The organism is Peribacillus tepidiphilus (assembly GCF_009466385.1).
In the GTDB taxonomy this organism is placed as follows: Bacteria; Bacillota; Bacilli; order Bacillales; family DSM-1321; genus Bacillus_BN; species Bacillus_BN tepidiphilus.
Window position 1 is genome coordinate 25,326 of the sequence record NZ_WIAQ01000017.1, and the last position, 13,625, is coordinate 38,950.

Genomic DNA, 13,625 nt, shown 5'->3' on the forward strand with positions numbered 1-13,625 from the left:
TTAATGTGGCTTTGTACCACGTAATTATGTTTGTCCACCCATCATCTTTCCTTCTTAATTGCATGGAGGGTATATAAAAAAGAAACCTTGAAAGGCTTATAACCAATCAAGGTACGATTATACGATACTATTTTTTCAACAATATATTTATCAATTTCTCATCCCCTACTTGCTTTGCAAAGTCCAAAGGAGACCTTCCAGCATTATTCTTAGTTGAAATATCAGGATTATATTTCATTAATAGTTCAACCATTTCGTAATTTCTACCTTTGCAATTGAATACAGCCGTCCACATAGCATTATTACCATATTTATCTCTTAAGTTTATATCTATACCTCTTTGTAACAACTCTTTAGCGACATTTAAATTTTGATTGATACAAATAAGATGTAATGCAGTCTGACCGTCGGAATTTGTCATATTAACATCAATGTTATTGTTAATAAGGAATAACGCAATATCAAATTTATTACCTGAAATAGCATAATGTAATAAGCCAGAACCATTTTCATCTTTTTTATTGATATCACCGATATCAAATTTAATCTTAAATGTTTCTAAATCCCCGAACTTAGCCAATGTAAAAATGTCTGCTTTCTCCGTCGGCATATACTTCATCTCCTTGTTATTCATATTTATGACTTCTGTTTGCAGAAGGACTTTCCGGTCTGTAATTGTTTGGATTTCTATACCAATTTAAAAACTCCTCTTTAGTGATTTCACCTTTTATATATTTTTTATGCCATACACTATATTTATTTTCTGGTGTATGCCCCATATCCCATTGACCTGCTCTCGGCTTACTTTTATCCCAAAATAATTCTTCCCCAGTATTTGGGTCATATATTCTACCATTAACATCCTTAGCATTTTCCCAAACTTGCTCTACTTGACCAGGAGCATATTTTGGTCGATTTTTCGGATTTGAATAAGGTTTACGATTACCCTTAGTTTAACTTCTAAATCTCGATTCTAGTAAACTCTTTTATCACCTACGGTTACACAATTTACAATTTATGTAACGTTTTTTAACAATGGCGAGTATTATACGACCGTCTCTAGTGAAAATACAATACAAAAATAATGTGCCCGTTTAGTATTGTCACAGTCGGTTCAATGTTTATCTCCACTTTCTCGCCGCGAGAATGCGTTCTCCCGTGTTTTAAACTATGTTCGAAGGGTATTAATGGTATCCGTCTCTTTAGTATGCATATCAGCCAAAACTCCATGTAGGTATAACCATCATGAGTTCTGAAGTTAATGTTCAATTATTTTAAGAGCGAAACCATTAATAATAAAAAGAACCTTGAAAGGCATATAGCCAGTCAAGGTTTTCAATTTATTGTTAAATACCTTATATAATTTTTTAAATCCGGGGAGGAATCCTGAGAAGCATCCTTTCTCAAAAATGGCTTTAAAAATCATCGTAAGCATCACCTAACGGTATAAAATCTTCTTGTAGCCAGTACCAATGTCTACCTCTATTTTCTATCAATCGTTCTAATAAATCGGTAAAAGAAGTCGCTATAATAGAACACTCTCCTACCACCCCATGCCTATCATAAAAGCTGTCATAGCACCTACCGAGCCTACCCGGATTCAAATCAATCGTAATGTACTCTCCATTTCTATCCGTTGCACAGATATACCAATCGGATGAAATATCTTCTTCACATAACTCCCCTACAATAATAGGGTTAGCTAACTGAAAATCCTGAGGAGGGACTATTAAAATGGAATAATCAGCCTTTTCAAATAAAAGCGCCCCCCCACATAACTCATAAAACTTATACACATCATCAGGTAAAATATGCGATGTACTCACATTTGGAATACCAGCTGGAGGATAAACTACACAATCCCCTAAATTTTTTATTTTATTAATTAAATTCTCAATCCTCATTTTTCTTCACTACTCCCGATAAATATATTGATGAAATGCACGATAATACTCTCTTCTAGCAGACTGGGGAACACCAGCAGCATCGAACATTCTCTCTGTTAATTGTTGCATTTCTCTCGGCGAAACTGTTTTCCAATCTACTTTTCCTCCAACTTTTTTACCGGTTTTTTCGTATAACCATTGTCTATATATTGCTTTTGTGGCATCATGTTGTGCTTTTGTCAAAGCAACTGTAGGGGTATCAGCACCTCTACTTACATAGTTTGGTACATTATGCTTAGCCCAGACATCTAATATACCATGGCGATTTTCTAGTGGTGCATTGCTTGGACGATACGGTACGACATCATACGGTCTAACATTACCCGTACCCTTAAAAATAAACTCATCCTGATTTTGATTAGGGTGAGTTTTTTCTTGCACTGCAACGATCTCAAAAGAAAAGCTCAATTCCAGTTTTTTTATCCAATATTTATGTTCTAAAAATTCGGGATCGCAGAGCACAGGCACACTATCAAATATTATTTATTTTTGTCAACATTCCTACAGTCAAAATCAAATTTACTTTCCATTGTTCACAAAATGAAAACGCTTTATTATTAGGTCATGAATAGTAAAGAGGTGAGATAAATGTCTGAAATAAAGAATAAAGGTGATTTCCGAGTCAAGATTCAGCGCTTCGGCAGTTACTTAAGCGGAATGATTATGCCGAATATAGGTGCATTTATTGCCTGGGGTTTTATCACAGCCTTATTCATTCCAACTGGCTGGTTACCAAATGAGAATTTAGCAAAACTCGTTGGTCCTATGATTACCTATCTTTTACCGTTACTAATTGGTTATACAGGCGGAAAGATGGTTTATGATGTTCGCGGGGGAGTAGTAGGTGCTACTGCAACGATGGGGGTCATTGTTGGAGCAGACATCCCGATGTTCTTAGGAGCCATGATCATGGGGCCTTTGGGCGGTTATTTAATTAAAAAAGTGGATCAGTTATTTCATGGTAAAGTCAAATCTGGTTTTGAGATGTTAGTTAATAACTTCTCAGCAGGTATTTTGGCGGCAATTTTAACTTTATTAGCGTTTAAAGGAATCGGACCACTAGTCTTAGGTTTAAATAAAGCTTTAGCAAGTGGAGTACAAGTGATTATTGATGCAGGTATTCTTCCACTAGCAAGTATTTTCATTGAACCTGCTAAAGTATTATTCTTAAACAATGCGATTAACCACGGAATTTTAAGTCCAATTGGTATTGAACAAGCTGCAAAAGCAGGAAAATCTATCTTATTCTTATTAGAAACGAATCCTGGTCCTGGTTTAGGGATCCTACTAGCTTACATGATTTTCGGAAGAGGAACTGCTAAACAATCTGCACCAGGAGCAGCAATTATTCATTTCCTAGGTGGAATTCATGAAATTTACTTCCCATATATCCTTATGAAACCATTATTGTTATTAGCTGTGATTTCAGGTGGTATTAGCGCAGTCTTTACTTTTACAATCTTCAATGCAGGATTAGTTGCTGTTCCATCACCGGGAAGTATTTTTGCACTATTAGCAATGACTCCAAAAGGCAATTACTTAGGAGTAATGGCAGGTGTTATCGTGGGAACATTAGTTTCCTTCGCTGTTGCTTCATTCATTCTTAAATCAAGCAAGAAAGAAGAAGAGGAAGATTTAGCGGCGGCTACAGAGAAAATGGAATCTTTAAAAGGAAAGAAAAGCTCTATTAGTGCAGCGTTAGCTGAGAGTAAAGAAGATCAAGAGGGAACTAAAACTTTCGATTTCAAGAATGTAAAGAAGATCATCTTTGCATGTGATGCTGGAATGGGATCTAGTGCAATGGGTGCTTCCATCTTAAGAAATAAAGTTCAAAAGGCTGGTATTGAGCACGTAGAGGTTTCCAATACTTCAATCAATAACTTGCCGAATGATGCTGATCTTGTCGTTACCCATAAGGATTTAACCGATCGTGCAAAAGCAAAGCTTCCTAATGCTTACCATGTGTCAGTAGAAAATTTCTTAAATAGTCCAAAGTATGATGAAATTGTTAATCAATTAAAATAGAAAATAAAAAAATTTCTACGTATTATATATGAAAGGGTGCACCTCTTTACGATAAGGGTCACCCTTTATTTATATTAGGCTATGTGAAAATAGAAATACTTTATTTTAACAATGAATAATTTAATTTTGTCAGGAAGGATTCTGAAAAAAACACATTATGAAACCTTTGAATAAAAGTTGCGGGAATATTTATAATTAAATTGTGTCAGTAACTTATTCTGAAATGAGATGATGAGAGGAATGATTGTTTCAGCAAGAGAACGTCTTATTCTTCAATATTTGATCGATGAGATGAATCAAGAAGTTACGATTAAAGAACTAGCAGAATTATTAGATGTGAGTGAACGGACCATTCACCGAGATTTAAAAAATATTGAAGATGTGATCCAACCATTTGATGTCCAATTAGTCAAGCGTTCTGGCATAGGGATCAAGCTAATTGGTGATAAAAATCATTTGCATCAATTAAGAGTAGCCATTCAAAAACAGGATTATACAGAATATACTCCGGATGAAAGAATCATGATTATTTTATGTACCCTTTTAGAAAGCCAGGAGCCCGTTAAATTGTTTTCTTTGGCAAACGATTTAGGAGTTACAGCTGCAACAGTCAGTCATGATTTAGATAAAATAGAACCCAATATTGAGAAATTTGGCTTAACTCTAGTAAGAAGAAGAGGGTACGGAATCGAACTCGTAGGCTCTGAGGAGTCAAAGAGAAAAATGATCCGAAGTTTAATTTCTGATCGTTTGGATGTACAAGATTTCTTAAAGTTATTAAGAGAAAATATTCAAAAAAAATCAACCAATACCATTGATTCCATTTCAGAACGATTACTAGGACTTGTTCAAAAAGAAAAGCTAGTTATTATTGAACATTTAATTGAAGAAATCAATAGTCGTCTTCCTTATCCGCTAGCAGATAGTTCCTACGTTGGTTTAGTTGTACATTTGGCATTGGCTATGGAACGAATTCAACGAGGGGAAAAGATTACGATTAAAGAGGAGTATTTATCCCAACTCAGATTGACAAAGGAATTCCAATTTGCAAGGGAAATTGCGCATAAGCTTCAAGAAATTTTTAATCAAAATATACCAGAGGATGAAATTGGTTATATTACCATGCACTTGAGAGGTGCCAAAATCCGCTTTGAGCAAGGAGTAAATGTTCAAGAGGAAAATGTAGAGACTGCATTTATTGTCAATCAGCTAATCAAAACGGTTGAAAGGCTGATGGGGGCTACGTTAAGGGATGATCGTTCTTTATTTCAAGGATTATTAGCACATCTGCAGCCAACTCTATATCGATTAAGGCAAAATATGAGAATTTCGAATCCTCTTTTAGATCAGATTAAAAGAGATTATAAGGAATTATTTCACACGGTAAAGAAAGCGGTTTCCTTAGCTTTGCCAGATCTGGATGTTCCTGATGAAGAGATAGGATATTTAGTTCTTCATTTTGGATCCGCATTGAATTCTCAAAAAATCAAAAACAAGATTCGTGTGCTGATTATATGTTCAAGTGGAATCGGAACGTCAAAAATGCTGGCTACAAAAATTAAAAATCAAATTCCTGGTATATCTGAATTAAAAAGTATTTCAGCATTTGAATTAAAAAAAGTGAATGTTGAACAATATGATCTTGTTCTTTCGACAATACCGATTGAAGAGCTACCTAAAGAGTATCTTCTTGTTAGTCCAATGCTAACAGATGAAGAAATTGATACCATAAAAAAATATATCGGTAAAAAAGGGGACTATTTAGCGCAGCCCGATTCTAAAGAAGAGAATACCCCATCTCAATATTTCATTCAGTTTGATGACTTTAAAGGATTTACAGAGAAATCCTTTGAACTCATTCACATCTTAGAATCGTTAGACCTATATGAAATCAAAGAGGATACGGAAATCGAAAGTATTCTTCAATCAGTTTGTGAAAGTCTTTTACAAAAAGGATTGATCCAAAGTGTTAATGGCGTTGTAACGGCCTTAAAACGACGAGAAATGTTAGGTGGTTTAGGAATACCTGGAACGAAACTAGCCCTTTATCATGCAAAGAGCGAGCATGTAATTCGACCTTCATTCATTGTCATTGATTTAAAATATCCTAAGTTCATTAAGTCGATGGATCAAAAGACCATGAAGGTTGAACGAATCCTTTTACTATTAGTTCCTGAGGAAGCTAGCTCAAATATTTTAGAAATCATGAGCTTTATCAGTGCCCTCATTATTCAGTCTGAAGAAAGTATTCAAGTTTTCGAAACGGCAATCCGTAACGATCTGATTCAATATATTACTCAACATTACTTTTACAACTTTGTTCAAAAACATAAGGAGTGACAAAAATGTCAATTTTAAAAAAAGAAAATATCTTATTAAATCAAAAAGTCAGTAATAAAGAAGAGGCTATAAAAATAGCTGGCCAAATTTTAGTGGACCAAGGATATGTAAAAGAGGAATATATTACAGAAATGCTGAAAAGGGAAGAGCTTACTTCCACTTACATGGGAAACTATCTTGCTATTCCACATGGAACTGAAGAGGGCAAAGCGGCTGTTCTTCATTCAGGATTATCCGTTGTACAAGTTCCTGAGGGAGTCGATTTTGGCAATGGTAACATTGTGAAGATCTTAATTGGAATCGCTGGAAAAGATAATGAACATTTAGATATTCTTTCAAAGATTGCGATTGTTTGCTCTGAGGTAGAAAATGTTGAAAAATTAGTAAACGCTCAATCAGTGGAAGAAATTCTTCAACTTCTTGGTGAGGTGAACTAAATGAAAGCCACTCATTTTGGTGCTGGAAATATCGGAAGAGGTTTTATCGGCTTATTATTGCATCAAGCGAATTATGAAATTGATTTTATTGATGTCAATGGCAAGATGATTGATGAAATGAACAGAGAACAATCGTATCGAGTGATTCTGGCAAACGAAGAAAGAGAAACTTTTACAGTTAGTGGTATCAAAGGAATCAATAGCGTTGAAGCGAAGGAAGAGGCGATTGAATCGATTGCCACTTCAGATCTTGTTACAACGGCAGTAGGACCAAACATATTAAAGTTTGTTGCCCCGCTTATTGCTGAAGGGCTAAAACGACGTAAAGAAACTAAAGGTCAGCCTGTAAATATCATTGCTTGTGAAAACATGGTTGGCGGAAGCAGTGAGCTTCAAAAATACGTTTTAGAACACTTGAACGAAGAGGAAAAACAATGGGTGAAGCAGAATGTAGGTTTTCCAAATGCTGCAGTTGATAGAATTGTTCCAAATCAAAAAAATGAACGCCTATTAGATGTTTTGGTTGAGCCATTTTATGAATGGGTTATTGATCAAACGGGGATAAAAGGCAGTAAGCCAGAGATTCAAGGAGCGTTATTTGTTGATAACTTAAACGCTTATATTGAGAGAAAATTGTTTACTGTGAATACTGGTCATGCAGCCACAGCCTATTTAGGTAATCTTCATGGTTTTAAAACCATTGCTGAATCGATTGAAGATGAAAAAATAAAAAATATTGTGTTGGGAGCTTTAGAGGAGACAGGAAAGGTCCTGATTTCTAAGCATAAATTCGATGGAGCCGAGCATTACCAATACATTGAAAAAATCATCAAGAGATTTTCCAATCCATTTATCATTGATGATGTACAAAGGGTTGGAAGGGCTCCGATCCGTAAGCTTGGTTCAAAGGATCGTTTAGTTGCTCCTGCCTTAGATTTTCTGAGTCTATTCAACGAAGTTCCACATCATTTAGTAGAAGTTATGGCAGCAGCCTTAGCATTTGAATCAAAAGATGACCCAGAATCATTAGAACTTCAGAAAAACATAGCAAGTAATGGAGTCACAAAATCATTTAGTGAAATAACAGGATTAGATGAACATCATATTTTAGTAGAAAGTGTAGTTCAAGCTTATCAAAAACTAAAGTAAAAGAAGTGTTACGTTATCTTTTCTTATAATAGTACAACGAATCGTAAAGGGGCTGTCCCCAAAGCCCTTATGAATGAAGAAAACCCACGAAGAAAATAAATTTATCTCGTGGGTTTTTACATTTTTAGTATTTTCTCCACACCCACCACTTCTTATAAAATGGTTTCTTCACTTTTTCTTTTGCCATTGCAAATCTCTCCTATTTTATAGTTTAGTTTTGATGAAAAACTTTATCTGATCTAAATATAAATCAATAGGTTGATAAAAATTTGAGAAGGTTATGGATTTAAAAAAATAAGTTTTTGCTCCTGGTAGTAATGCTTTCATGCACCATGGGGCAGGCACCTTTTTTTGTCCTATTCAAGTGAAGTATTTGTCGAAAAAACATTTCCATATTGTGTTGTTTAACGTGATATTCTATTTTAAGAAATAATAAACGATTACAAGGGAAGAAGTGAGAAAATAATGGAACAAAACAAAAGAATGCCATTGGTTATTTTAGCTATGGCGTTGGGGCTTTTTATGGCATCACTTGATAATACAATTGTTTCTGCCAGCATTAGTGAAGTGATCAAGGATATTGAGGGATTTGATAAGATGAGCTGGATTTTTACGGCTTATATGCTGGCCTCGACAAGTACGATGCTCGTTTTTGGAAAAATGAGTGATTTATTTGGAAGAAAATTGTTTTATCTGATTGGGATTAGTTTGTTCCTGATTGGGTCAGCCTTATGCGGAACGGCTCAAAATATCGATCAGCTGATTGCCTATCGTGTCATTCAAGGGATCGGTTCAGGAGCCATTTTTCCGATTTCGTTCACGATTATTTATTCGATTTCAACAGATCCTAAGCAAGCTGCCAAAATGTCTGGTGTTTTTGCAGGGATATTTGGTATTTCCTCCGTTCTTGGCCCACAAATTGGTACTTGGATTTCCGAGGCCTCTTGGTTAGGGTGGAGATGGTGTTTTTATGTAAATGTACCTTTTGGCATCCTATCGATTATTACTTTGTTGTTTGCTTTAAAAGAATCCAAGTCAAATCAAAAACCAAAAGTGGACTATCTCGGGACCATACTGTTAGTTTCTTCAACCGTTTTGCTACTTCTTGCTTTAGAATGGGGCGGGAAGGATTATGCATGGGACTCCGTTCAAATCATTGGGATGTTTAGTGGAGCCGCTTTTTCGATTGTGTTGTTTTTATTGGTGGAAAGAAAGGCGAAGGAACCGATTTTGCCTCTTTCTATTTTTAAAAACAAAATGGTGTTGGGAACAAGCATTGTAGTGTTTTGCCAGGGAGCCATCATGTTCTCTGCCATTACGTATCTTCCTATTCTTTCAGTAGCTGTCATTGGGAACGAAAACTCAAACAGCGTATTAACGCCCATGATGTTTCCGATTATGATTGGTGCAATTTTAGGTGGTTTCCTTTGTACAAAAGTTCCTTTCCGTACCATTATGGCATTTTCCATGGCAGTGGGTATATTCGAGGCTTATCTGCTTGGATCCATTACGCATGATACGGCGAAGTGGACGGTAACACTCGTGATGATCACGATGGGACTGATCGTTCTTGGTCCACTCATGAGTGTTTCTCAAAATGCTGTAGCTCAATCCGTTGAAATGAAATATATCGGAATCGCTTCTTCGGTTGTAGGATTTTGGCGCAGTATTGGCGGTGTTATAGGGGCTGCGATTACTGCAACTATTGTGAACAATGATTTAAATGAGAAGATGACAGAATTTGCATCAGCCTCCAAAATGCCTGTTGATAAGATTGAACAATTGGCAAAGCCAGAAATTTTGATGCAAGAGAATGTACAGCTTCCTCCTCAGGTTATTGAGTTTATGAGAGACGCAGTAGAAACAGCTTTGCACCACGGCTTTAAATTAGCACTCATTGCTGGTATTATTGGATTTCTGGTTTCATTATTTGTAGGTAGGGACCGTTACCAAATGAGAAAAAGCGGAGTAAATGAGGCTGCATAATGGCAGATTGATCGTCAAATTTTAATTGAAAAAAAGCTCATCCTTTGTATCGTCATAGGATGAGCTTTCTATATTTGTGCAAAGCATTTACAAAAACTGTTCTATTACCAAGCTGTAATAGTGGCTGTTAATATAATAATCATCATTCAGCATACTTTATTCGAATCGAGAAAGAAATATTAAAAACTAAACCAATTATCAAACATTTTAACTGAATATTAAACACTGTGAAAATTGACTATAAACCTAAGAGCTTCTCTTTTAATGCCTCATTTAAAATTAGATTTCCAACATTACCTATTCGATAGTGCTCTCAATATAAACAAACTTTAGTGCTATAATGTTTTTTGGATTTTGAAAAAGATGCTAAGAATATTATATTATAATAACAATTATTTACCTAAATCAATGTGCATTAGAGAACATGAAATATGAATGGTGAAAACAAGATAGAGTGTGTATTGAAATTTGAGGTGATAACACAATGGATTTACCAAAAGACTTTATAGTAAAAATGAAAGGTCTTTTAAAAGATGAATACGAAGCTTTTATAAAAAGCTATGGGGAAAACAAAAGTCAAGGTCTTCGGGTTAACACATTAAAGGTGTCAATCGATGAATTTTTAGAAATAAGTCCATTCACATTAGAGAAAATTCCTTGGGTAAAGGAAGGATTTTTTTATAAAGATGAGGAAAGGCCCGGCAAGCATCCTTATCATGAAGCTGGATTGTATTATATTCAAGAGCCTAGTGCAATGGCTGTAGGGGAAATGATGGATCCACAGCCAGGAGAGAAGGTTCTGGATTTATGTGCAGCTCCAGGCGGAAAAACCACTCATATCGCTGCAAGAATGAAGCAACAAGGCTTTTTGCTTACCAATGAGATTCATCCAGCACGAGCCAAAATTCTTTCTCAAAACGTTGAACGGATGGGCATCAAAAACGCCGTTGTTACCAATGAAACTCCGGATCGTTTAGCACAAAGATTCCCTAGTTACTTTGATCGAATCTTGGTGGATGCCCCATGTTCTGGAGAAGGAATGTTCCGCAAAGATCCTCAAGCTTGCGCAGAATGGAGCTTAGAAAACGTAGAGATGTGCGCTATTCGCCAGATTGATATCCTCAAACATGCTGCAAACATGCTTAGACCTGGAGGCAGGCTCGTCTACTCCACATGCACGTTTTCACCAGAAGAAAATGAAGGAGTAATCAGTCAGTTTTTAATGCTAGATTCAAGATTTGAAATCGAAGAGGTTCAAGTCTATGAAGGCTTTGGAAAAGGTCGGGCTGATTGGATTTCTGACGGAGCAGCGAACATCGACAGAACGATTCGAATTTGGCCGCATCAAGTGAAAGGAGAAGGGCACTATATCGCCGTTTTAAGAAAGACAGAAGGCGAGGAAACGACTAAACGGAAATATGCAGAAACGGTAAAGGATCAAAAATTACTAAAGGACTATTTGCAATTTGCGAAGGAAACGCTGCAGGAAATACCAAAAGGGGAGTATGTATTATTTGGTGATCAATTATATATGATTCCTAAAGAAATGCTATCTTTGAATAATCTTAAAGTATTACGAGCTGGATGGCATCTAGGTACAATTAAGAAAAACCGTTTTGAGCCTTCACATGCTTTGGCTCTATCGTTAAAAGGAGCAGAAGTGAAAAATAAATGGAACTTAGAAAAGGACTCCCCGGAATTAATGGCTTATTTAAGAGGAGAATCACTAACAGCAGAAGGTCCTAAAGGCTGGTATCTTGTCGAAGTCGATGGTTATTCTATTGGATGGGGAAAGCTAGTGAATGGTGTCCTAAAAAACCATTATCCAAAAGGTTTAAGATGGACGGGGAATTTGTAAGGACTATTCAGACCGTTGATAAACGCTCGCATTCATCGTCACGACCCCTACTTCGATGCTCATTACGTCTAGGGTAACTCCGCTCCTCGCAGGGGTTCGTTTAACGACTGACAAGCGTTTTCAATCAGTCAGAATGTGCGTGATAATATACTTTGTCTACAATTTAAAAGGAGATGATTACAAACAATCATCTCCTTTTTTAGTAGCGTGGGATTCCTAATCATCTATTTTATTCTCAGAATGGGGAATAAACATACAATATCAACCAAATAAATTTTATAAAAATGAATATTAACTCACTTTTTTCAAGTCTACTTCTTTTTCTTTTGTCCCTATTCGATAGAACCAAACACCTAAAATAGCAAAAAATATAGGTCCAACAACAAGTGGTGCATATTGGGAAATGGTTGTATCAGGTGCAGGAATTAAGGTTAATGCGATGGTTCCTATAACGGATAGTAAACCAATGCCTGCCACCAAATAGGCTAATGCATTATTCTTAACTTGAAACGGTCTGACTGTTGCATGATCTGTCTTGCGCAGCTTGATATACGCGCAAATTAAAAAGATATAAGGAATGAAAAAGGCGAGAGTTGCCATAAAGATTAGCATGTTCAGTGCATCAGAGATTGTCGGAACAAACCCAGATAACAGTAAAATAATGGTTACGCCTACGGCCTGCCAAAGAATAAGGTTTGCAGGCATATCTGCTCTATTCGTTTTTGTTAAGATACTAGGCAGAACCGTCTTCCCGCTTTCATAGAACATGACACTCGGATTCAAAATCAAAAATGACAATGCGCCCAAAGTAGAAACGACAAAACAAGCTCCAAGAACCTGTGATAATTGAAACGGTAAATGGAACTGCTGTGTGATTTGATCAGCAAATAAGTAAAAAGCTGTTGCTGTTTGATCTGGTTTAATATTTATAACAAATTGAAAAGCAATGGTACCAAGAACATAAACGGCTCCAATAATCACTGAAGTAATCCAAATCGCTTTTGGATAGGTTTTTTGCGGATTTTTTACATCGCCTGCTATGGTTGCAAGCATTTCCATACCAGAAAAGGCAAACATCAACGTGGACAAAAACATCACTGTATCTAATGAAAGATTATTCGGTGTAATCGTCCGTGTTGTAAATTCTGTTGCTGAAGACTGTCCGCTTAGAATACTGGCTAAACCAAAACCGAAAAGTAAGATGATCGGTACAATAACGCCTAGTGGAGTACCGATTGCCGCCAGCTTTCCGCTCATTTGCGTACCGCGTAATGTTAACAATGTGATAATCCAGAAAATCGTAATCGTAATGATCGTCGTTAACCATGTGTTATCGATAATTTGCTGTTGATTCACTGCATAAGCCAGATTGACTGTAATTCCGAGTAAGAGGGATGGATAATAAGTAAAATTCGCAACCCAATAAAACCAACTGCTTAAAAAGCTTGCTCTTTTGCCAAAAGCACGGTTTACCCACGCACTCACTCCACCCTGATCAGGATAAGTCGTAGATAATTCAGCTACGATTAAACTAATGGGTATAAAATATAGAAATGCAGCTACAATCCAATAAAGGATAGCAGATGGCCCAACTGTAGAAGCAAAAGGAATATTTTTTAAACCGAGTATTGTATTTATACTAATGATGGATAATCCTAATACACCGATCTTCTTTTTTTCTGTAGAAATCATTGTTGCATACCTTCCTAATAATCGTTTATTTTTATTCACAGGATTAATAATATATACATAGGAATAATTATTCAATATGTTTTATTAATATAATATTATTCTATGAATTAAGAGTATTTTGTCAGAATGATTTTTAGTAGGATGTCCATTATTAGCACTGAATAAGATGAATGTTGAAGGTATTTTTCTATT

Annotated in this window: 10 protein-coding genes and 1 pseudogene; 6 read left to right on the top strand and 5 right to left on the bottom strand. The window is 36.0% G+C overall.

Annotated elements, in window-relative coordinates; genetic code table 11:
- Positions 1 to 127: 127 nt before the first annotated feature.
- The 4 genes and pseudogenes from GD441_RS10475 to GD441_RS10490 all read right to left on the bottom strand — a co-directional run.
- A complete protein-coding gene (locus GD441_RS10475) occupies positions 128 to 610 on the bottom strand; it encodes an ankyrin repeat domain-containing protein (RefSeq protein ID WP_153126384.1) in 483 nt (160 codons plus the stop codon).
- Between the two features lie 16 nt (positions 611 to 626).
- Positions 627 to 848 carry an HNH/ENDO VII family nuclease gene (locus GD441_RS10480; RefSeq protein ID WP_153126385.1) on the bottom strand — a complete coding sequence of 74 codons (222 nt, stop codon included), beginning with the start codon at positions 846 to 848 and terminating at the stop codon, positions 627 to 629.
- A 567-nt stretch (positions 849 to 1,415) separates the two neighbouring features.
- The gene (locus GD441_RS10485; protein ID WP_021096119.1) at positions 1,416 to 1,904 is read right to left on the bottom strand and encodes an SMI1/KNR4 family protein; all 489 of its coding nucleotides are present in this window, start codon (positions 1,902 to 1,904) and stop codon (positions 1,416 to 1,418) included.
- Positions 1,905 to 1,913: 9 nt separating this feature from the next.
- Positions 1,914 to 2,264, bottom strand: a pseudogene (locus tag GD441_RS10490) (pre-toxin TG domain-containing protein); the annotation flags it as partial.
- Between the two features lie 270 nt (positions 2,265 to 2,534).
- On the opposite strand from GD441_RS10490, the gene GD441_RS10495 reads away from it, so the two are divergent.
- The 6 genes from GD441_RS10495 (at position 2,535) to GD441_RS10520 (ending at position 11,741) form a co-directional block, all read left to right on the top strand.
- Positions 2,535 to 3,971, top strand: coding sequence for a PTS mannitol transporter subunit IIBC (locus GD441_RS10495; protein ID WP_153126386.1), 1,437 nt, complete (start codon positions 2,535 to 2,537; stop codon positions 3,969 to 3,971).
- A gap of 240 nt (positions 3,972 to 4,211) precedes the next feature.
- Complete coding sequence (locus GD441_RS10500) at positions 4,212 to 6,311, top strand: BglG family transcription antiterminator (RefSeq protein ID WP_191992154.1); 2,100 nt, start codon at positions 4,212 to 4,214, stop codon at positions 6,309 to 6,311.
- 5 nt (positions 6,312 to 6,316) lie between these two features.
- Positions 6,317 to 6,748, top strand: coding sequence for a PTS mannitol transporter subunit IIA (locus GD441_RS10505; RefSeq protein ID WP_153126388.1), 432 nt, complete (start codon positions 6,317 to 6,319; stop codon positions 6,746 to 6,748).
- Complete coding sequence (locus GD441_RS10510; protein ID WP_153126389.1) at positions 6,749 to 7,897, top strand: mannitol-1-phosphate 5-dehydrogenase; 1,149 nt, start codon at positions 6,749 to 6,751, stop codon at positions 7,895 to 7,897.
- 465 nt (positions 7,898 to 8,362) lie between these two features.
- Positions 8,363 to 9,883: an MFS transporter gene (locus tag GD441_RS10515; protein WP_153126390.1), complete on the top strand. Its 1,521-nt coding sequence runs from the start codon at positions 8,363 to 8,365 to the stop codon at positions 9,881 to 9,883.
- 484 nt (positions 9,884 to 10,367) lie between these two features.
- Entirely contained in the window at positions 10,368 to 11,741 is a 1,374-nt protein-coding gene (locus GD441_RS10520) for an RsmF rRNA methyltransferase first C-terminal domain-containing protein (RefSeq protein WP_153126391.1), read from the top strand.
- Positions 11,742 to 12,032: 291 nt separating this feature from the next.
- On the opposite strand, the gene GD441_RS10525 is transcribed toward GD441_RS10520, so the two are convergent.
- Entirely contained in the window at positions 12,033 to 13,433 is a 1,401-nt protein-coding gene (locus tag GD441_RS10525) for an APC family permease (RefSeq protein ID WP_153126392.1), read from the bottom strand.
- Positions 13,434 to 13,625 lie beyond the last annotated feature (192 nt).